Annotated in this window: 18 protein-coding genes and 1 pseudogene; 7 read left to right on the plus strand and 12 right to left on the minus strand. The window is 59.7% G+C overall.

Annotated elements, in window-relative coordinates; translation table 11 throughout:
- Window positions 1–110: 110 nt before the first annotated feature.
- Window positions 111–1,382: a sugar ABC transporter substrate-binding protein gene (locus CFB10_RS22925; RefSeq protein ID WP_026372466.1), complete on the minus strand. Its 1,272-nt coding sequence runs from the start codon at window positions 1,380–1,382 to the stop codon at window positions 111–113.
- Between the two features lie 86 nt (window positions 1,383–1,468).
- Between CFB10_RS22925 and CFB10_RS22930 the strand changes: the two genes are divergently transcribed.
- Window positions 1,469–2,365 carry a helix-turn-helix domain-containing protein gene (locus CFB10_RS22930; RefSeq protein WP_026372467.1) on the plus strand — a complete coding sequence of 299 codons (897 nt, stop codon included), beginning with the start codon at window positions 1,469–1,471 and terminating at the stop codon, window positions 2,363–2,365.
- A 52-nt stretch (window positions 2,366–2,417) separates the two neighbouring features.
- Here the strand turns inward: CFB10_RS22930 and CFB10_RS22935 are convergent, their stop codons facing one another.
- Window positions 2,418–3,272 (minus strand): helix-turn-helix domain-containing protein, encoded by an 855-nt coding sequence (locus CFB10_RS22935; RefSeq protein WP_026372468.1) that lies wholly within the window; start codon window positions 3,270–3,272, stop codon window positions 2,418–2,420.
- Window positions 3,273–3,396: 124 nt separating this feature from the next.
- Between CFB10_RS22935 and CFB10_RS22940 the strand changes: the two genes are divergently transcribed.
- Window positions 3,397–4,593, plus strand: coding sequence for an MFS transporter (locus CFB10_RS22940; RefSeq protein ID WP_003510380.1), 1,197 nt, complete (start codon window positions 3,397–3,399; stop codon window positions 4,591–4,593).
- Window positions 4,594–4,678: 85 nt separating this feature from the next.
- On the plus strand, window positions 4,679–5,575 hold the full coding sequence (locus CFB10_RS22945; protein ID WP_026372469.1) for a LysR substrate-binding domain-containing protein: 897 nt from the start codon (window positions 4,679–4,681) through the stop codon (window positions 5,573–5,575).
- 24 nt (window positions 5,576–5,599) lie between these two features.
- On the opposite strand, the gene CFB10_RS22950 is transcribed toward CFB10_RS22945, so the two are convergent.
- The 10 genes from CFB10_RS22950 to CFB10_RS22995 all read right to left on the minus strand — a co-directional run bounded on the left by CFB10_RS22950 (window position 5,600) and on the right by CFB10_RS22995 (window position 15,826).
- Window positions 5,600–6,880, minus strand: coding sequence for a TRAP transporter large permease (locus CFB10_RS22950; protein ID WP_026372470.1), 1,281 nt, complete (start codon window positions 6,878–6,880; stop codon window positions 5,600–5,602).
- Window positions 6,877–7,425, minus strand: coding sequence for a TRAP transporter small permease (locus CFB10_RS22955; protein WP_026372471.1), 549 nt, complete (start codon window positions 7,423–7,425; stop codon window positions 6,877–6,879). Before CFB10_RS22955 ends, CFB10_RS22950 begins: the two co-directional genes overlap by 4 nt.
- Before the next feature lie 55 nt (window positions 7,426–7,480).
- A complete protein-coding gene (locus CFB10_RS22960; RefSeq protein ID WP_026372472.1) occupies window positions 7,481–8,476 on the minus strand; it encodes a DctP family TRAP transporter solute-binding subunit in 996 nt (331 codons plus the stop codon).
- 21 nt (window positions 8,477–8,497) lie between these two features.
- Entirely contained in the window at window positions 8,498–9,400 is a 903-nt protein-coding gene (locus CFB10_RS22965; RefSeq protein WP_026372473.1) for an NAD(P)-dependent oxidoreductase, read from the minus strand.
- 12 nt (window positions 9,401–9,412) lie between these two features.
- On the minus strand, window positions 9,413–9,715 hold the full coding sequence (locus tag CFB10_RS22970; protein ID WP_026372474.1) for a putative quinol monooxygenase: 303 nt from the start codon (window positions 9,713–9,715) through the stop codon (window positions 9,413–9,415).
- Window positions 9,716–9,732: 17 nt separating this feature from the next.
- Complete coding sequence (locus CFB10_RS22975; protein ID WP_026372475.1) at window positions 9,733–11,091, minus strand: NAD(P)H-dependent oxidoreductase; 1,359 nt, start codon at window positions 11,089–11,091, stop codon at window positions 9,733–9,735.
- 262 nt (window positions 11,092–11,353) lie between these two features.
- Entirely contained in the window at window positions 11,354–12,367 is a 1,014-nt protein-coding gene (locus CFB10_RS22980; RefSeq protein WP_026372476.1) for a LacI family DNA-binding transcriptional regulator, read from the minus strand.
- Between the two features lie 116 nt (window positions 12,368–12,483).
- Window positions 12,484–13,494: a D-altritol 5-dehydrogenase gene (locus CFB10_RS22985; protein ID WP_026372477.1), complete on the minus strand. Its 1,011-nt coding sequence runs from the start codon at window positions 13,492–13,494 to the stop codon at window positions 12,484–12,486.
- A gap of 17 nt (window positions 13,495–13,511) precedes the next feature.
- A complete protein-coding gene (locus CFB10_RS22990; protein WP_026372478.1) occupies window positions 13,512–14,282 on the minus strand; it encodes a galactitol 2-dehydrogenase in 771 nt (256 codons plus the stop codon).
- Between the two features lie 230 nt (window positions 14,283–14,512).
- Window positions 14,513–15,826 carry a sugar ABC transporter substrate-binding protein gene (locus tag CFB10_RS22995; RefSeq protein WP_026372479.1) on the minus strand — a complete coding sequence of 438 codons (1,314 nt, stop codon included), beginning with the start codon at window positions 15,824–15,826 and terminating at the stop codon, window positions 14,513–14,515.
- A gap of 328 nt (window positions 15,827–16,154) precedes the next feature.
- Between CFB10_RS22995 and CFB10_RS23000 the strand changes: the two genes are divergently transcribed.
- The 4 genes and pseudogenes from CFB10_RS23000 to CFB10_RS23015 all read left to right on the plus strand — a co-directional run.
- Window positions 16,155–17,144: a sugar kinase gene (locus tag CFB10_RS23000; RefSeq protein ID WP_026372480.1), complete on the plus strand. Its 990-nt coding sequence runs from the start codon at window positions 16,155–16,157 to the stop codon at window positions 17,142–17,144.
- Entirely contained in the window at window positions 17,141–18,418 is a 1,278-nt protein-coding gene (locus CFB10_RS23005) for a D-tagatose-bisphosphate aldolase, class II, non-catalytic subunit (protein ID WP_026372481.1), read from the plus strand. Before CFB10_RS23000 ends, CFB10_RS23005 begins: the two co-directional genes overlap by 4 nt.
- Window positions 18,419–18,484: 66 nt before the next feature.
- Window positions 18,485–19,357 (plus strand): carbohydrate ABC transporter permease, encoded by an 873-nt coding sequence (locus CFB10_RS23010; RefSeq protein ID WP_026372482.1) that lies wholly within the window; start codon window positions 18,485–18,487, stop codon window positions 19,355–19,357.
- Between the two features lie 12 nt (window positions 19,358–19,369).
- Window positions 19,370–19,839 (plus strand): annotated as a pseudogene (locus CFB10_RS23015) (carbohydrate ABC transporter permease); the annotation flags it as partial.

The following is a 19,839-nucleotide window of genomic DNA, read 5'->3' on the forward strand; positions in this document are numbered from 1 at the left end:
AGCTCGCGATCTATCGCTACCCTCGCCCCCTCATCCCGCTGCCGCGGACTTCTCCCCCTCGGGGAGAAGAAGCTCGTAGCACCCGCTCGGTTCTTAGAATCAGCGAAGGCTTACTCCGCGACCGGCAGCCCCGTCGCCGTTTCGATCTGCTTGGCCGCATCATCGAGCGCAGCCTTCGCATCCGGATATCCGCCAGCGAAATATTTCGTCTGCGTCGCCTTGTAGATCGCGTCCGCATCCGATTGGAACGCCGTGCCGCGGCTGGGCACGATTTTCGGCAGGGTGGCGAGAATATCGGTCCACACCGCCTGCCCGCCCCAATAGGGCTGTTTTTCCTTGACGAAAGGATCGTCAATGGCTGACAGCAAGGATGGAACGAGGCCGAAGGATTTCAGCATCGTCACCTGACCTTCATTGGTGGTCAGCGCGTAATCGATATATTTCCAGGCGGCTTCCTTGTGCTCGGACGTCGAGCTGATCGCCAGCGAAGACCCGCCGAGATTGGCGGCATGCGGACCATCCGGCGTCAGGCTCGGCATCAGATAGACGCCCCACTTGCCCGAAAGATCGGGGGAGCCTGAGCGAACCGTGCCTTCATACCAGGCGCCATACATCTGGCTTGCGGCCTTACCGGCCGTATTGGCCTGGATTTTTTCATCCCAGATCGCTGCCGTGATGATGCCGGCGTCTTTCATCTCCTTGACCTTTTCAAGGGTCGCGACACAGGCGGGCTTGTTGACGGTGATGCTCTGGCCATCGGTCGAAAAGTAACCGCATCCCTGCTCATTGGCGATCATGCGGAACCATTCGCTGTCGCCGTTGAAATCGGCCTGCGCCATGACGGTGCCGGGATTGGCGGCCATGACCTTTTTGCCGGCGGCGATGAAATCATCCCAGCTTTTGATGGTGGCCGGATCGATACCAGCCTTTTCATAGAAGTCACGGCGATAAAACACCGCCACCGGGCCCGAGTCCCACGGAACCGCATAGGCGACGCCGTCAACCTCCAGTTCCGTGCGCTTGAAATCAGGAAAAAGCGCCTGTTTCTCAGGCGTGTAGCCAAGCTCGGTCAGATTGGCGAAACAATCGGGGAAGCGGCTCCAGAACAACTCCGCCTCAAAATTCTCAATGGTGACAATATCCGGAAGCCCATCGCCACCGGCTGCGCAGGCGGCAAGCGTCTTGTCAAAAACCTGATTGTTTCCAAGGTCTTCAACAACGATCTTGATATCCGGATTCTGTTTATTGAAGCCTTCCACCGTGGATTTCAGCGCGGACGCCGCGACATTCCAGCTCCAGATGGTGACGGTCTCGGTTTGCGCGAAAGCCGGTGCTGCGAGAAGCAGCATAGCCGTGGACGCGCCAAGAAATTTCAAGCACATTGAAAACCTCCCTTTTTCAATTGCCGTTCTTAAGCGAACATGGGCACATTAGCGGCGGCAGGAAATCTGTCTCGTAAAAAGGGAACATCGATTTGGCGGAAAGTAAGATTGCCGAAAGAGCCTTCTACCAGCCGGGTGCAAGCAGCATCGAAGGCATGCCGACAACGCTTCAACTTTTCCATAATCACCCGCCCATCATGCTCCGCCCCCACTGGCACGCGCAGGTGGAGGTGAACTATGTGATGTCGGGATCGGTGCATTACCGCATGGGCGATCACGAACTCTCGCTCGAGGCGGGCCAGATGTGCATTTTCTGGGGTGGCCAGCCGCACCAGATGGATCATTCCTCCGACGATTCCTTTTACGCAGGCGCGCATCTGCCGCTTGTGCATTTCTTCCGTATGCGCCTGCCGGCCGCCGTCTCCAGCCAGTTGATGGGTGGCGCCACAATGGTAAGCGCCGAGACTGACCTGGCGGATAAGGAGAATTTTGGCCGCTGGTTCCGCTACGTCGCCTCGGGTGACCCGGCCAGAGCGCAACATGCGGTGGAGGAACTGCTGCTGCGGGTGGAACGGATGTTTCTCGAACCCTATTCCGTCGTATCGTCCGCCGCCGATGGAAAACACAAAGAGGACGAGGAAGGCATGGCGCCATCCATCGGCGTGGTGCGCATGTGCGATTTCATCGCTGCCAATTTTCTCGATGACATTGATGCGACCGATATTGCCCGCGCCGCATCGTTGCATCCGAAATATGCGATGAACCTGTTCCGCAAATCCACAGGCATGACGCTGATCAAATATCTGACCTTGCTACGTCTTTCACGCGCTCAGGCCATGCTGATGACGGGCAAGGACAATATTCTGCAGATCGCCATGGAAAGCGGCTTCGGCTCCGTCAGCGCTTTCAACAAGGCGTTTCGCCAGATTGCCGGCATGTCGCCTTCCGATTTCCGCCGCGACATGCGGGCGACGGCGGCTTAGGGCATCTCCCTCATTCCTGTGACAGGCACAGGGATGAGGAGGGACGTGAAGCCTAGTCGCCAATTTCTTCCGGCTCCGGAAAAGCTCCAACGCGCTGCCGCGCCGCCTGCCGATAAGCCCGGGGCGAACTGCCCAGCATCCGCCGGAACATGGTGGTGAAGGCGGGGATGTTTTCATAACCGGCATCCAGCGCCACATTGGTCACCGCCTCGCCGGCCGCCAGCCTCGGCAGTGAGGCGAAGATACAGGCCTGCTGGCGCCAGGTGACGAAACTCAACCCCAGTTCCTTGCGGAACAGCCGCGTAAACGAGCGCCGGCTGATGCCCATGGCCGCCGCCCAGTCATCGATCTCCACCCGCGCCACCGGCTTTTTCAGGAAATCGCGGCACAGCGCCGCCAGACGCTCGTTATCGGGAAAAGGCAATCCGAGCGGTCGTTCCGGCAGGCGGTTGATCTCGTCCAGCAACAGCGCCCGCACCAGACCGCGCCGATGGAAAGCGGGTGGCTGATGCTCCTCGCCCAGCAATTCGGCAATCAGGCTTGAGGCGAGATCGGTGATTTCCACCACCCGCGGCACCTCGGCCTGAAACAGCTCGGGATGCACATAGATCGATTGCATTTCCACCATCGATATGGTTTCCGACTCGTGTTCCAGCCCGGCGGGAATGATCAGCCCGTGGCCGGGTGGTATCATCCAGCGACCATCTGCAGTGCTGACCAGAACCACGCCCTGGCGAGCATGCCAGATCTGCGCCCGCAGATGGCTGTGGATCGGTGCCCGATGTCCCTTGGCATAGGTGCGGGAAATCGCCAGCACCGGCTCGTTGGTGCCATCGATCAAATTCAGCATGTAGTTGTGGTCTTCGGCGGAAAAGGAGCCGAAGATCATGGAATTGTTTTTTGCCATTTGGCCCACTCACAAAGAAAATCGTCCAGAGCAAAGATGCAGGCCAGAAACAATATGAATAAAAGCGGGAAGAAATAAAGACACGTTTCCCGTCTTTCGATCGGGAATCTGGAGAGGATACATCATGGCCACCGTCACCAGCGCCGGGTTCAACCCGCAACGCACAGCGTTTTCAATTATCGCAGCCGCGAGCTTCTGCCATATGCTCAACGACATCATGCAATCGCTGCTGACGTCGCTTTATCCGCTGCTGAAAGCCAATTACGCGCTCGACTTCATGCAGATCGGGCTGCTGACCTTCGCCTTTCAGGTCACCGCATCGCTGCTGCAGCCGGTCGTCGGAATGGTGACCGATCGCTGGCCCATGCCTTTCTCCCTGCCCGTCGCCATGCTGTCCACCTGCGCCGGCCTCATCACACTCGCCTTCGCCCACAGTTTCGAGGTTCTGGTGATCGGGGCCTGCCTCATTGGTATCGGCTCGGCGATCTTCCATCCGGAAGCCTCGCGCGTTGCGCGCCTGGCATCGGGCGGCCGTCATGGTCTGGCGCAATCCTTCTTCCAGGTCGGCGGCAATACCGGCACGGCCATCGGCCCGCTGCTCGCCGCTTTCATCGTCATCCCGCTCGGCCAGTCGAGCCTCAGCTGGTTCTCGCTGATTGCGCTCGTCGGTTTTGGCGTGCTTTCGTGGGTCGGTGTCTGGTATACCCGCCACCGCCGCGCAACGGTCGGCAAGGCTCCGGTCAGCCGCGCCCTGCCGTTGGCACGCGGCACGGTTATGATGACGCTTCTCGTTCTGGTGGTCCTGACCGCAACCAAGAACGCCTATCTCGCCAGCCTGTCCAGCTACTTCACCTTCTACACGATCGACAGGTTCGGCCTCGGCGTACAGGATGCGCAGGTTCTGCTGTTCCTCTTCCTCGGGGCTTCGGCGCTCGGTGTGTTCTTCGGCGGCCCGATCGGTGACCGTTTCGGCTCGCGCGTCGTCATCTGGTTCTCGATCCTCGGCGTCATTCCCTTCGCGCTGATGCTGCCCTATGCCAACCTGTTCTGGACGGCGGTTCTGGTCGTCGTCATCGGCTTCGTCTTCTCGTCGGCCTTCTCGGCCATCGTGGTGTTCGCGCAGGAACTGGTGCCGGGCCGCGTCGGCCTCATCGCCGGCATGTTCTTCGGTTTCGCCTTCGGTTTCGGCGGCATCGGGGCTGCGGTTCTGGGCGTCTATGCGGATAAGGAAGGCATCGAATTCGTCTACCGCATCTGCTCCTACATGCCGCTGCTCGGCCTTCTGACGGTATTCCTGCCGAAACTGCCAAGCCACCGCTAAAAGCCTCGCGTTCAACGCTTTTCAACACGGCGGTCACCTGTGATACTCAGGTGACCGCCGTGATTTGTTAAGCGAAGACCACCTCATGCAGATACCGATAAAATCGATCCTCGTCTTCCACGCCGCGGCAAGGGCGGGCAGCATTTCGCGGGCGGCGGAGGAACTTAGCGTCACGCCCTCCGCCGTTTCCCAGCAGATTCAGGTGCTGGAAGGCCAGCTCGGCACGACACTGATGGCGCGAACCGGCCGCAAGGTAACGCTGACTGAAGCGGGCGAACGCTATTTTTCGATGATCACCGCGCAGATCGAACAGATTGCGGACGCCACCGACAGCATTCGCGGCTTCCGCTCGGTCACCACGCTGACGATCCGGGCGACGCCGACAATCTCCAACAAGTGGCTGCTGCCGCGTCTCGGCTCGTTTCTGGAGGAACACCCGGAACTGGAAGTACGCCTCGACGGCACCAACGAGCCGACCGATTTTTCGCAGGAACTCGTTGATATAGAGCTGCGCCACGGCGATGGCCGCTGGCCGGGCCTCTTCGTGGAAGGGCTGGTGGAGGAGGAATTCCTGCCGGTGTCCGCACCGGATTACGCTGCCGCCGGGAGCCTTCAGGCCGTCGAGCTACTTGAATTGCGGCTCATTCATTCTGTGAAGGCGCAGGCGCAGTGGACGCACTGGTTCCCGATGGCCGGTGTCAATTCCGACACGCGATGGCGGCGTGTGCTGTTCGATCGTAGCCATATGGCAATTGATGCGGCGGCCGGCGGCCTGGGCGTGGCACTGGAAAGCACGCTGATGATGGAACGGGAACTTGGCACCGGAGCGCTTGTCTGTCCCGTCATCGACGCGCCACGTATCAAGCTGGTCACCCAATGGATTGTTTGCCCGCATTCCCATCTGCGGCAGAGAAAAGTGATGCTGTTTCTGGAATGGATGCGAAAACAACGCGACGAGTGGCAAGCCCGTCGCGTTGTCTGATTTTTCGGTCTTCTTCGCGTGGACTTAGTAAAGCCCCATGAGCCGGATGGGCGCAAGCGTCAAATCCGGAAACAGAACCAGCGCGAAGATGGCAGCGACCAGAATGGCCATTGGCGCAAGGGAGCCTTTTATCACATCCTCGATCGACATTTTCGCGACTTGCGCAACGGCAAACAGGCATACGCCGACGGGAGGCGTGACGAGCCCCAACGTCAGTGTGATGACCATGACGATCAGGAAATGTATGGGATCGACCCCCAGCGATACCGCTGGCGGCAGAAGTACCGGAATGAGAATGAACATCGCCGCAATTGCATCCATGAACATGCCAACGACGATCAGGAAGAAAAATATCAATACCATCGCCATGGTCGGCCCGGTGCTGATATGGCCGAGGAAGACTGCGACCTGTGCGGGCAGGCCGTCGAAAGTGAAGACCCAGGCGGCCAGCTTTGCCGTCGCCGCGATGAAGAGGATCGACCCCGATGTGCGTGCGGTCTCCATGAAGATGCCGAGCAGTGCGGAAAACGGGATCGTGCGGTAGAGGATCACTGCCAGAAACAGCGTGTACACAACGGCGATGCCGGCCGCCTCCGTAGGGGTGAAATATCCGTCGACGATACCAATCAGCAAAATCACTGGCGTCAGCATCGGCAGGATGGCCGCAAGACCCGTCGTCAAAACACGTCGTACATTGAAGGGTGTGGGCGGATTGAAGCCATGACGCACGGCGTAAATATGGTTGAAAACCATGAAGACGAATGCAAGGAACAGGCCCGGCACCAGCCCTGCCACAAGCAGCGTTCCGATGGAAGCATTGGCCACTGAGCCGGCAATGACGATGAGGATCGACGGCGGGATGATGGACGAGAGCGTGGAGGTGCAAAGCGTCAGTCCAACGGCATATCCCTTGGGAAAACCGTGACGCTCCATGGCCTTGATCTCGATTGCGCCGATCGAGGCGATATCGGCGACGGATGAACCGGAGACACCGCCGAAAATCACCGACGAGGCGACATTAACATGGCCGAGACCACCGGGAAGCCAGCCGACAATCGCCTCGGCAAAGTCGAACAGCCGTTCGGCGACCTTGCCCCGTTCCATCAGAACGCCGACGAGAATGAAAAGCGGCACCGCAACCAGAAGGAAGGAGTTCATGCCGGAAAACATGGTTTGCGCCAGAAGGTCCATCGGCATCGACGTATAAAGTGCAATGGAGGCAAGGCTCGCAAGGCCGAGCGCGACGGCAAGCGGAACGCCGAAAGCGCTCATGAGAAGGAAAAGTCCAAGCAGCGTCAGGCTCATGGCCGTTTCTCCATATTTCCAACCACCAGATCGGCATCGGCAAGAGGCTGCAGGCCTTCCGGCAGTTCGATGCGGTCGCGATGCTGGCGCAGGGATTCCACGATGGCGGCAATGCCGAGAGCCGCGCTGAGCGGAATGATGACGCCGATCATCCACATCGGCGTGGCAAGCGTCGCGGCGGCTTCATTCATCACATATTGCTGGCGCACCAGCGTCCAGCCCGTCCAGATCATCAGGCCGAAAAAGACGACCGACGACACGACGTAGATGGGCAGCGCAAGACGCCGCACACAGGCCGGCATCAGGGCGATGAACACCGTTACCCGCGCCATGTCGGCGGTGCGGAAGCTGCCCGCCACACCCAGGAACACCATCCATATGAAAAGATACCGTGTCGCTTCCTCGGTCCAGGAGACCGGAGTGCCCCACATTCGGGTCGACACCTGCAGAAGCACGACGGCCAGAACCCCGATAGCGGCCAGACCGGCCAGCACGTCGGTCGCCAATCTGATGACCCTGCCGAAAAATGATGACGTTTCGTCCATAAACCTGTCCTCCCAACCGGACCGGCTGCGCGCCGGCCCGGAAGACCTGATGGCCTTACTTCTTGCCAACGGCGGCAATGGTCTTGTCAAAGAAAGCCTGATCCTTCACCAGCCCGGCAAAGACGGGATAGAGGCCCTTTGAGACTTCCACGAACGCCTTCTGCTGCTCCGGCGTCAGGCGATTGATCTCCATTCCGTGTTTCTGCAGTTCGGCGATCGTCGCTTCCGCGCTCGAGGCGTCGTTTGCAACCTTCCACACTTCCGCTTCCTTCGCCGCCTCCTCAACGGCTGCCTTGTGCGCATCGCTCAGGGCGTTGAACTTGGCGGGGCTGATGCCCAGAACCCAGCCGTCACCCATATGGTTGGTGATCGAGACGTATTTCTGCACCTCGTAGAATTTCGCCGACAATGGGACGTTGATGGGGTTTTCCTGCCCGTCGACGACCTTCAGCTGCAGGGCGTTATAAACCTCGGCAAAGGCGAGCGGCGTCGGTGCGGCGCCCATCTTCTTGAAGAATTCCACCCAGAGCGGATTGTTGGGAACGCGGAACTTCAAACCCTTGAGATCATCCGGCGAGGTTATCGGGCGCTTGGAATTGGTCATCTGGCGGAAAGGGCGCGGCCACAGATCAACGGCCTTGATGCCGATCTTTTCCAGTCCGGCAATCAGCTCCTTGCCCTGCTCACCTTCCAGATAGGTGCGAAGCTGTTCTTCATCGTCAAAAAGATAGGGAATGGAAATCGCCGAAAAACGCGGGTCGAAATTCGCATAAAGCGATGTCGCCAGAAGCAGCATGTCGAGCGATCCGCCCGCCAGCTGCTTGACGGCGCCCGATGGATCGCCGCCGTAAAGCGAGCCGTTCGGGAAGACCTTGACGGTGACTTCGCCATTCGTCTTGGCGGACACCAGCTCGGCGAACTTGTTGGCCGCGAGCGTAATTTCGGAATTGTCCGGATCCGGCGTCGAAAGCGTGAGCGTTTCCGCCTGCGCGATCGATGCAACCAGCATGGTGGCGGCGAGAGCCAGCCCGTAAAGTTTTGAAATTTTCATGTGTTCCTCCCGTTGTTGTCTCTAAACAGTTTCGAGCGTTCCTCCGAACGCATTCATGCGTTTAACTTCAAGGATCACACCGCTGTGATCAAGCTCGCCCGCGCCATGCTCGACCATGGAGCGGAACAGCCGGTCAACCTCCTCGCCGACCGGTAATTTCAGGCCACGGCTCTTGGCGAAAGCCAGCGCCGTGGACGTATCCTTCACCTGATATTTCGCCGGCCCGCCGGGGCGAAAATCGCCTTCCACCATGCGTTTGCCGTGCTGGCGGAAGACGGTGGACTCGGCAAAACCGCCAAGCAAAGCCTGGCGCACCCGCGCCGGGTCGGCTCCCCCCGCTTCAACCAGCGTCAAAGCTTCCGCAACGGCGCAGATTGTCGAGGCGACGATCAGCTGGTTGGCCAGCTTGGCCAATGAGCCGCAGCCCACCGGACCGACATGGGTGACGCGGCCGAGGCAATTGAGGAGCGGCCGCAATGCGTCCACATCCCGCTGCTCACCGCCGGCCATGATGGCGAGCGTTCCCTCAGTCGCGCCTTTTTCGCCGCCGGAAACCGGTGCATCGACATAAGCGACGCCATGAGCTTTTGCCGCCTCCGCCTGTTCCCGCGCGCTGTCGACCGGGATCGAACTCATCACCAGCAGAAATGCACCAGGCTTCATGGTGGAAACGACACCCGAGGCGCCGAGCAGAACCTCGTCGCAGACCGGCCCGGAACTCAGCATACAGAGCACGACATCGGCTTCGGTTACAGCTTCGGCAGCCGTGGCCGCCGGCTGCACGCCCTTTGCCGCCAGAACCGCAGCTTTTTCAGCACTGCGGTTCCAGGCCTTGACGGAAAAACCGGCCTCCGCCAGACGCCGCGCCATGGGGGAGCCCATGATACCCGTTCCGATAACGGCGATCTGGCGAATGTCAGCCATCGTTTCCATCTTTCAGAGCCACTGCCGGTTCAGAAACCGCACCGGCAGCTCTTCTTCGATAAGGGCGGGAAATGCTTCCCGAAACCGGTCGAGATGCGGTGTTTTCAGATGATCGTCGAAAGCCTGTCTGTCGTCATAGACCTCATAGAACACCACATTGTTTCCCGTCTCCGGCCGCACCACGTCGAATTGGCGGCAACCCGGTTCATCCTCAACCGAATGCTTGGCGTCATCGCGCGCCGCATCGAGAAAGGCGTCCATCGCTTCGGGCTTCACCCGAAATTCCGCGATCACCACGAAAGCGCCATTGGACATATCAGCTTCTCCGCCCATCACGCTGCGGCTTCTTTTTGCGGACGGAAGCGGTTTTCCATGTCCTGACGCAGCTTCACCACGTCAAGGTCATTGACCAGCTCCACATCGTCGAAGCTGACGATCTGGTCTTTCTTGATGGCGCGCTTCAGCTTGACATTATGGGCAAGACCGATCGGCAGCGCCTTGATGTCAAGGCTGCGGGTGGCGGGAATCGCATTGGCCCAGACCGCGTAACCGCCCTCGCCGTCAAGCATCTCGCCCGGCTGCATATCCTTCTTGGCGGTCGCGACGGCATCGCCGCGGAACTCCTTGGAGCAACCGGTGGCCTCGTTGCGCAGCACCGCGGACAGCACGCTGATCGAGGTTTCCAGACCGATGATATGGAACGGACGCCACATGGAAGCGTACCAGCCCGACGGATCGGTCAGGAGGCCATATTGCTTGAAGCAGGCGCGGGCATATTCATTATGCGCCTTGAAGGTGACGAAAACGCCGTAGCGGATGTTGTTGAACACCTCGCGCCCATCCGGCTCCTGGCTCGCGGCAATATCCACGAGGCCGGAACGCGCCATGCGGCCGCCATCGGCAGCGGGGCGGAAGACGCGGGCGAGATCGTGCAGGCCGGCGGGCGGGAAGGCCAGACCGTCATCCGGGCAATCCAGCCCCGTGCCGTTGGCGACGGCCGCCATTTCGATGGCCGCCTTGGTGCCATCGGTGAAGGAATTGTACATTTTCGGATTGAAGTCGCCCTTGGCCACTTCCTCGTCCGTCCAGCCGAAATAACCCCAGACCGTGTCTGGCGTCGAATAACGGTAACGCGGCTCGAAATTCATGCCCTTGCCGGCGGAGACGACCTCGAAGCCGGTGGCGCGCGCCCAGTCGACCAGCTCGCAGATCAGCGCCGGCTGGTCGCCATAAGCCATGGAATAGATCAGGCCCTTGGCGCGGGCCTTCTCGGCAAGGATCGGCCCGACCATCACGTCGGCTTCGACATTGACCATGACGACATGTTTGTTGTGGTCGATGGCGCCCAGTGCATGGCGCGCGCCGGCAAGCGGATGGCCGGTGGCCTCGATCACGCATTCGATCTCGCCGCAGGCGAAAAGCTCGTTCACATCGTCGGTCACATAGGTCTTGCCGCTCTTCAGAGCCTCGGCGCAACTGTTCGCATCGTAACGCTCCTTCGGCCAGCCGACACGGTCCAGCGATTCCTTCGCCTTGCCGACATTGAGGTCTGCGACGGCGACCATGTGAAAACCGGCGATGCGCTGCGCCTGGGCGAGCACCATGGAACCGAATTTGCCGGCGCCGATAAGGCCCACCCGGACAGGCTTACCACCGGCTGCACGCGCTGACAGGAGAGAATAGAGATTCATGTTTTGACATCCTTCGCTGGGGAAATTGCTGGCGAGAGTGTCCAGTCTGCCCGGCGAAGGCCATGCGCTGGCGAGGCTACGAAGGGTCAACCCTCGCGGCACCGACGACATGACGTTTCTGCTTTCCTCCCGGATCCCGGCACGCCTTTGCGCCGGCTCTCGCGGTCGCCTCCCAAAGCAACCTTGAGAACAGAGTAGGAGCGTTCAGATATTAGTTCTATTTAGAAAATAAGATTTTTTGTTTAGCTCACCTAACAAATAATCAGGCCGATTTGCGCAGCATCAGATCGGCACTGAGGAGAATACGCTCGCGCATCCGGGTCGCGTCATCTGCCTCTTCGTCCAGCTTCTGCAACAGAAGCTCGATCGAGAGCCTGCCGATCTCGTTATAGTTCTGCGCGACCGTGGTAATCGGCGGGCAGGCGTAACGCGACAGCGGATGATCATCATGGCCTGCGACCCTGAGGTCGTAATCCGCACCGTGGCCAACCTTGATGCCCTTCTGGAAAGCGGCTGCGATGACGCCGAAGGCGATACGGTCATTGGCGCACAGAATGGTGCGTGATGGCAAATGCCCTGCCCCATCAAGCAGCCGGGACGCTTCATCAAAAGCGAAACGCTCGAAATCCCAGGTGACGATCTCAGGGACATTGATCACATGCGGCTCGAAACCGAGGCGCTGCATGGCCTCCTCATAAGCCGTGCGACGCGTCGCGGCGTTGGTGTTGACCTGCGGCATGTCGAAGAAACAGGGCGGCTCGCCCGAACGGCAGAGATAATCCACCATCAGCCCGACACTCTGGCGGTTGTCGGTGCCGACAAAGGCCGAGGTCTCATCGAGCGGCGAATCCACATAAACGATCGGAATACTGGCCGCGAGTTGCTCCAGCGTGGCGCGGTGGGACTTGACGCCGAGCGGCGCGATGATCGCGCCCGCGACATTCATCGACTTGAAGGTGCGGATGGCGCGGTCTTCGATTTCCGCCTTGCCATCAGAAGACAGCACGAAGGCAAGGAACCCCGCCTCGTTGGCGATGAGTTCGATACGGCTCGTCAGCGCCATATAGAACGGGTCCGTCGAATTCGGGATGATGATGCCGATGATATTGGAGCGGCGGCGGTTGAGGTTCACGGCAAAGATATTGGGCCTGAAGCCCGATTTCTTCAGCGCGTCCTCGATAGCATCCCGGGTCTTCTTGCGGACCGAGGCCGGATCATTGAAGTATTTCGAAACGGTCGGGCGGGAAAGGCCGACGAATTCCGAAAACTCTTCCATCGTCCTGATAGATTTGGCCAAAGTGCTTGCCCCCATGAAATATTACATGTGGTACTTTATATCGACCGGCCTTCGCACGAAAAGCCGGTCGACTGCGGTTATCAACCACCAAACGATCATTCGGCTGCAAATTGCACTTTCATGGTGGCCGGATCGGATGGTTTCTTCGTAAAGAACGGCAGCATCTCCGAAAGCGGCAGCCGGTGCGAGACGAGCCGCGCCATGACATCGCCATCCGTTTCCAGAATGGCAAGCGCCTGCGGTATGTTGCGGTTCAGCGAATGCGAACCGACAAGCTTGAGCTGACGCCTGAAGATTTCGAAGGGCGCAACCGAAATGCGGGCATCCGGCGCGCAGACGCCAAAGAACAGCGCCGTGCCACCATCGGCAACCAGCGAGATCATCGCTTCCGCAACGGGGGCAATACCGGTCGCATCGGCGACAACATCGAAAGACTTCTGTTGCCGCAGCAGCGCTTCCGAGCCGGAAACCGCCACCTGAAGCCCGAGACCTTCGGCAAAAGCCAGCCTGCTTTCGTTGATATCGGCAATCGTAACCGTCTCGATGCCGCGCGATTTCAGCGACAGTGCAAGCAGCAGGCCGATGGGACCGGCTCCGAAAACCAGTGCATTTTCAGCCACCGTTCCGTTCCCGCCGATACCCGCGCTCTGCATACCGTTGACGACGCAGGCGAGCGGTTCGGCCAGCGCCGCGACGTGATAGGGCATGGAACCGATGCCATGCAGGTGATCGGCGTGTACGACGCTGAATTCCGCGAAACCGCCATTATGGGAAACGCCGTAGGCCTTCAGAGTGCTGCAAAGATTGGTCAGCCCCTTCCTGCAACTCGGGCAGGTGCCACACGGCAGATTGGGATCGACCACCACCCGGTCGCCGGCCTTTATGCCCGAAACATCGGCGGCCACGGCCGCGACTTCACCGGCATATTCATGCCCTGGAATGACCGGAAAGGCACCGTCGCCGTAACGCGCGTGAAGCACATCGATATCGGTGTGGCAGAGGCCGGAAGCCTTGACCCGCACGAGCGCGTGGCCCGGCGGCGGATCGGCAACCGGAACTTCCGCAAGAACGGCCTGTCCCTTCTCGACGAATTGAATGGCATGCATGGTCATCTCCGGCTTTTTCAGCTCATCCAGTTGCCGCCGTCGACATTGTATGTCTGGGCGAGAATATAGTCGCTGTCGGAAGAGGCGAGGAAAACGGCAAGCCCCTTGATGTCGTCTGGCGTGGCGAAACGGCCGATCGGCACGGATTTGGCCACCGCCGCCTTCTTCTCGCCCGGCTTCAGGCCTTCCCATTTGGCAAAATGCGCATCGACCACTTCCCAGTGTTCGCCATCCACGACACCGGGCGCAATTGCATTGACATTGATGCCATGTTTGACGAGCGCCAGCGCCGCCGACTGCGTGGCGGAAATGATCGCCGCCTTGGAAGCGCAATAAAGCGTGACAAGCGCTTCACCCCGCCGGCCGGCCTGGCTCGCCATATTGATGATCTTGCCACCGCGCGCCCGCTCGATCATCACATTCGAAACCGCCTTCATCATGAACAGCGGTCCCTTAAGATTGATGTCGAAGACCCGCTCATAACTCTGTTCGGTAATGCCATTGATCGGGGCCATGTCGAATATCGCGGCATTGTTGACGAGAATGTCGATGCCGCCGAATTCCTCATCTGCCGCCTTTACCACGGTATCGATCTCGGAAAGATCGGTCACATCCAGCTTCACGGCCTTGGCAGCAGGGCCGATGGCGGCGGCGGACGCCGTCGCGCGGGCAATATCGATATCGGCGATAATCACCTTCGCGCCTTCATCAGCAAAAGCCTGTGCGAAACCAAGGCCGATGCCGCGGGCGGCGCCGGTGATCAGCGCGACCTTGTTCTTCAATCTCATGTCGATCTCCGTGATGCATGGCAGGTACTTGGCCATGCTCGCTTGTTGTCAGATGCAATTTTTCCGGCAACCGCGAACACGGAACACCGGGTAACGATTAGATGTGACAGCACGCCCTACCCCCCCTCATTCCTGTGCTTGTCACAGGAATGAGGGCGGCGGGTGCGCCAGCCCCACCCATGCCGCCCGCCGTCAAAGTGACGAACGGGCGGCACGCCGGGAGGACGCGGCTACTTGATGTAGCCCGCGCGAGTCATGTCACGCTCGACCTGTTTCTGCGCGCCTTCGAGTGCGGCATCGACGGTCTGCTGGCCTGAAAGTGCCGCCGCAATCTGCTGGCCGACAATCGTGCCGATCGACTGGAATTCCGGTATGGCGACGAACTGCACGCCGGTATAGGGAACCGGATCCTTGGTTGGCTTCGACGGATCAGCCGACATGATGGCTTTCAGCACCGTATCCGCAAAGGGCGCCGCCTTCTTGTATTCCGGCAGTTCATAGGTGGATTTGCGCGTGCCCGGCGGCACGGCCACCCAGCCTTCGCTTTCACCAACCGTCTTCACATAGGACTTCGAAGTCGCCCATTTGACGAAGGACTTGGCGGTTTCAAGCTTCTTCGTGCTGTTTGGAATTGCAAGGTTCCAGGACCACGACCAGCTCGAACCGTTCGGCGTTGCCTCCACCGGAGCCCGCGTAAACGCGGTCTTGTCGGCAACCTGGCTCTGCTTGGGGTCATAGACCCGGCCCGCAGCCGAGGTAGCGTCGATCCACATGGCGCAGCGGCCGGATGAAAACAGCGTCTGGTTCTCGTTAAAGCCGTTGGCTGCCGCGCCGGGCGGGCCGTAGGAGGTCATCAGCGCCACATAATCCGCAATCGCCTTTTTCCACGGCTCACTCGTCAGCTGCGGCTTCCAGTCCATGTCGAACCAGCGGCCGCCATATGTGTTGATCATGGTGCCGAGGAAAGCCATGTTTTCGCCCCAGCCCGGCTTGCCGCGCAGGCAAATGCCATATTGCTGCTTCGACTTGTCGGTCAGCTTGGCGGCGAAATCCTTGATCTGGTCGTAGCTCGGATTGTCAGGCATTTTCAGGCCGGCAGCGTCGAACAGGTCCTTGCGGTAAAGCGTGAACGAGCTTTCGGTGTAGAACGGCACCGCGTAAAGCTTGCCGTCCACCGTCAGGCCTTTCTTGATCGGATCGAGCAGATCGGCGTAATCGTAATCGTCGCCGAGATCATCAACCGGCGCCAGCCAGCCCTGTTTGCCCCAGATCGGCGCTTCGTAACCGCCGATGGTCATGATGTCGAACTGGCCGCCATTGGTGGCGATATCGGTCGTCACGCGCTCGCGCAGGACATTCTCTTCCAGCACGATCCAGTTGATCTTGTTGCCCGTTTCCTTCTCCCAGGCGCTGGAAAGCTTCTGCATAATGATCATGTCGCCATTGTTGACGGTGGCGATGTTGATTTCCTCCGCCTGCGCAAGACCGGCGAAGAGGCCGACGCCGAACACGGACGATGACAGAATTCCAATAAATTTTCTCATGATACCCGCTCCTCCTTTACGGATGTCCACGCATAAAAATACATGCGTAAATTTTTTATCCCTCAAAATCCGCTCCCTTGTCAACATACGAAAATAAAACCGAGCACGGTCGCATCACTGAATATACCGATAAATAGTTGTTTTAACGCAAATAATGTCTTCATAAATTATTTCATCGCGCCAGCTTCCTGCTGCGATGCAGCAAAATTTTCATAATTACATATATTGACGCGCGTAAATTTTTGAATGATACCCGAAAACAAGAGTCCGCAGAATGACGGCATTTGATCCGCCCGAAAGCTGGGGCCGAACGTATAAGGAGGAGACGATGAGGCAGACATCCGCACTGGCGCCGCACACGAATGGTCCGACCATCACGGCAGGTGAAATCCTCGTGGAAATCATGGCGACGACGGTGGGCGACGGCTTTCTCGAACCGCAATCGCTGATCGGCCCCTTCCCGAGCGGCGCACCGGCCATCTTCATCGATCAGGTGGCGCATTGTGGCGGAACCGCCGGCATCATCGCAGCAGTTGGTGACGATGATTTCGGCCGCCTCAATGTCGAAAGGCTGCGCCGCGACGGCGTTGATGTCTCGGCCATCGCCACAATAGCCGACCGGCCGACGGGCAGCGCCTTCGTGCGTTACCGGGAAAACGGCGCACGGGACTTCGTTTTCAACATCGCCCATTCGGCGGCGCGCGAAACGCATATGACGGATGAAGCGCAGGCTCTTATCGAAAAAGCCGGGCATGTGCATGTCATGGGATCGGCCTTCGCGATTGCCGGTATTGGCGAGATCATTCTGAAGGCGATCAAAAACGTCAAGGCGCGCGGCGGCTCGGTGTCCTTTGATCCAAACATCCGCAAGGAACTGGCGCAGGACGATGCCGGCCGCAGGCTGATCGATGATCTGCTCGATGTCACCGATCTTCTGCTGCCCTCCGGCGAGGAACTTCAGGCAGCCTCCGGTCTGGATGACGAGGAGGCGGCGATCGAAAAGCTGCTCGCCTCCGGGATCGGCGAGATCGTGCTGAAACGCGGCGCGGATGGCGCAAGCCATTTCAGCCGCGCCCATGGACGTATCGACGCCCCCGGCTTGCGGGTTCGCGAAATCGATCCGACCGGCGCCGGCGACTGTTTCGGCGCAACCTATCTCACCTGCCGCCGCCTCGGCATGCATCCGCAAAAGGCGCTCGCCTACGCCAATGCCGCCGGCGCGCACAATGTCACTCGCCGCGGCCCGATGGAGGGCGCCGTCAGCCTTTCCGAACTCGACACCTTTCTGGCCGCGCAACTGTCGGAGGAAACCCTGTGACCAGCATACTCGAAAATCTCGCCGCCGCACGCCGCGCCGGCAGGCCCGCTGGCATCACCTCAGTCTGCTCCGCCCATCCCGTGGTTTTGCGCGCCGCAATTCGCCGCGCCGCCATCGGCAAGACACCGGTGCTGATCGAGGCCACCTGCAATCAGGTCAATCATCTCGGCGGTTATACCGGCATGACACCACGGGATTTCGTCAGCTTCGTCAACAGCATTGCCGAAGAAGAAGGATTGCCCCGCGAACTGGTGATTTTTGGCGGCGATCATCTCGGCCCCAATCCCTGGCGCAGGGAAACGGCCGAAGATGCGCTGACAAAAGCCGCCGCGATGGTCGAGGCCTATGTGGCCGCCGGTTTTCGCAAGATCCATCTTGACGCATCGATGGGTTGCGCCGGTGAGCCGGCAGCACTGGACGACGTCACGATTGCCAACCGGGCCGCGAAACTCGCGGCCGTCGCCGAAAAGGCCGCCATCGAGTCCGGTTTGCCAAAACCGCTTTACATTCTCGGCACCGAAGTGCCGGTGCCTGGTGGAGCCGATCATGTGCTCGACACAGTCGCACCGACGGAGCCGCAGGCAGCACACCAGACCATCGATCTTCACCGCGAAATCTTCGCGCGACATGGTCTTTCCGACGCGTTTGATCGGGTCATCGCCTTCGTCGTGCAGCCCGGCGTGGAATTCGGCAGCGATAATGTCGTCGCTTATGATCCGCAGGCAGCCACCGCCTTGAGCGCCGTGCTGGATGCCGAACCGCAACTGGTCTTCGAGGCCCATTCCACCGATTACCAGACGCAGGCCGCTCTCACGACACTGGTATGCGATGGATATCCCATACTGAAAGTAGGTCCCGGCCTGACCTTCGCTTATCGCGAAGCGCTTTACGCTCTCGACATGATCGCATCCGAGATGATCAGCGATTATGGCGATCGTCCCCTGGCGCGGACCATGGAAGAGCTGATGCTCTCCTCGCCCGGTGACTGGCGCGGACATTATCATGGCGATGACATCACGCTCCGATTGCAGCGCCACTACAGCTACAGCGACCGTATCCGCTATTACTGGACGCGGCCGGAGGCGCTTGCCGCCGTTTCCGCCTTGCACAAAGCACTGGATGGGAAGACAATTCCCGAAACCCTGCTGCGCCAGTATCTCGGCGAATTGCCGCTCGCCACGGTTGCGGGCAAGGATATGGAGGAGGTTCTGGTCGCGGCGGTGGATCAGGTGCTGGCGACCTACCATGCGGCGACGGGCGAAGGTCGCCACTGAGGCAATCGTTGAATTTGAATGCCCCGGCGGAGACGTTGCGGGGATTGGTCAGGGAGGGAACTACCAATGGCAACCCGAAACACGAGCGGTCTTGCGCGGGTTATGCTTGCGCCATCGGTGCTGCTTTTGCTGGTGTGGATGATCGTGCCTCTGGCGATGACGTTGTGGTTCTCGTTCCAGAACTACAATCTGCTCAACCCCGCCAATGTCAGCTTCGCCGGCCTGTTCAATTATCAGTATTTCTACACCGATCCGGCCTTCTTCCAGTCGATCTGGAACACGCTGCTGATCGTCGGCGGCGTGCTTGCGATCACCGTCATCGGCGGCATCGCCATTGCGCTTTTGCTCGACAATGACATTTTCGGCCAGGGCATCGTGCGCATCATGATCATCTCGCCGTTCTTCGTCATGCCGCCTGTCGCGGCGCTGGTGTGGAAGAACATGATCATGCATCCCGGTTACGGCGTGCTTGCCGATCTGTCGCGCTTCTTCGGCCTGCAGCCGGTCGACTGGTTCGCGCAGTTTCCGCTGCTCTCCATCATCATCATCGTCGCCTGGCAATGGCTGCCCTTTGCCACCCTGATCCTCTTGACCGCCCTGCAGTCGCTCGACGGCGAGCAGAAGGAAGCGGCCGAGATGGATGGCGCCAACTTCATCAACCGCTTCGTCTATCTGACGCTGCCGCATCTGTCGCGCGCCATCACCGTCGTCATCCTGATCCAGACGATCTTCCTGCTCGGTGTCTACGCGGAAATCCTCGTCACCACCAATGGCGGCCCCGGTTATGCCTCGACCAACCTTGCCTTCCTCATCTATCGCACGGCGCTTCTCGGTTACGACGTCGGCGGCGCATCGGCCGGCGGCATCATCGCCGTCGTGCTCGCCAATATCGTCGCCATCTTCCTGATGCGCGCCGTCGGCAAGAACCTCGACCGTTAAGGAGAAGCGATCATGGCCCGCAAGACAACGACACGCGCAAAGATCGGCTTTTCCATCGCGGCCTGGGCCGTGGCGCTTTTGCTGTTCTTCCCGATCCTTTACGCCTTCCTCACCTCGATCAAGACCGAGCCGGAAGCGATCGCAGGCTTCAGCCTCATTCCCTCGGGCACGCTCGAAAACTACATCACCGTGCAGACCCAGCGCGATTACTTCAAGCCGTTCATGAACTCGGTGGTGCTGTCGCTCGGCTCGACGATCATCGCGCTCATCATCGCCATTCCCGCCGCCTGGGCCATGGCGTTTTCGCCGACCAAACGCACCAAGGACATCTTGATGTGGATGCTCTCCACCAAGATGATGCCGGCCGTTGCCGTGCTGGTGCCGATCTATCTGATCTTCCGCAATGCCGGCCTGCTCGATACCCGCATTGGGCTGACCGTCATGCTCACCTTCATCAACCTGCCGATCGTGGTGTGGATGCT

It is taken from the genome of Agrobacterium sp. 719_389 (assembly GCF_900188475.1).
Classification (GTDB): domain Bacteria; phylum Pseudomonadota; class Alphaproteobacteria; order Rhizobiales; family Rhizobiaceae; genus Agrobacterium; species Agrobacterium radiobacter.

Coding starts and splice junctions, on each gene's coding strand:
- CFB10_RS22925 (WP_026372466.1), bottom strand. CDS start 1,382: ATGTGCTTGAAATTTCTTGGCGCGTCCACGGCTATGCTGCTTCTCGCA.
- CFB10_RS22935 (WP_026372468.1), bottom strand. CDS start 3,272: ATGGCAAAAAACAATTCCATGATCTTCGGCTCCTTTTCCGCCGAAGAC.
- CFB10_RS22940 (WP_003510380.1), top strand. CDS start 3,397: ATGGCCACCGTCACCAGCGCCGGGTTCAACCCGCAACGCACAGCGTTT.
- CFB10_RS22945 (WP_026372469.1), top strand. CDS start 4,679: ATGCAGATACCGATAAAATCGATCCTCGTCTTCCACGCCGCGGCAAGG.
- CFB10_RS22950 (WP_026372470.1), bottom strand. CDS start 6,880: ATGAGCCTGACGCTGCTTGGACTTTTCCTTCTCATGAGCGCTTTCGGC.
- CFB10_RS22955 (WP_026372471.1), bottom strand. CDS start 7,425: ATGGACGAAACGTCATCATTTTTCGGCAGGGTCATCAGATTGGCGACC.
- CFB10_RS22960 (WP_026372472.1), bottom strand. CDS start 8,476: ATGAAAATTTCAAAACTTTACGGGCTGGCTCTCGCCGCCACCATGCTG.
- CFB10_RS22965 (WP_026372473.1), bottom strand. CDS start 9,400: ATGGCTGACATTCGCCAGATCGCCGTTATCGGAACGGGTATCATGGGC.
- CFB10_RS22970 (WP_026372474.1), bottom strand. CDS start 9,715: ATGTCCAATGGCGCTTTCGTGGTGATCGCGGAATTTCGGGTGAAGCCC.
- CFB10_RS22975 (WP_026372475.1), bottom strand. CDS start 11,091: ATGAATCTCTATTCTCTCCTGTCAGCGCGTGCAGCCGGTGGTAAGCCT.
- CFB10_RS22980 (WP_026372476.1), bottom strand. CDS start 12,367: ATGGAAGAGTTTTCGGAATTCGTCGGCCTTTCCCGCCCGACCGTTTCG.
- CFB10_RS22985 (WP_026372477.1), bottom strand. CDS start 13,494: ATGCATGCCATTCAATTCGTCGAGAAGGGACAGGCCGTTCTTGCGGAA.
- CFB10_RS22990 (WP_026372478.1), bottom strand. CDS start 14,282: ATGAGATTGAAGAACAAGGTCGCGCTGATCACCGGCGCCGCCCGCGGC.
- CFB10_RS22995 (WP_026372479.1), bottom strand. CDS start 15,826: ATGAGAAAATTTATTGGAATTCTGTCATCGTCCGTGTTCGGCGTCGGC.
- CFB10_RS23000 (WP_026372480.1), top strand. CDS start 16,155: ATGAGGCAGACATCCGCACTGGCGCCGCACACGAATGGTCCGACCATC.
- CFB10_RS23010 (WP_026372482.1), top strand. CDS start 18,485: ATGGCAACCCGAAACACGAGCGGTCTTGCGCGGGTTATGCTTGCGCCA.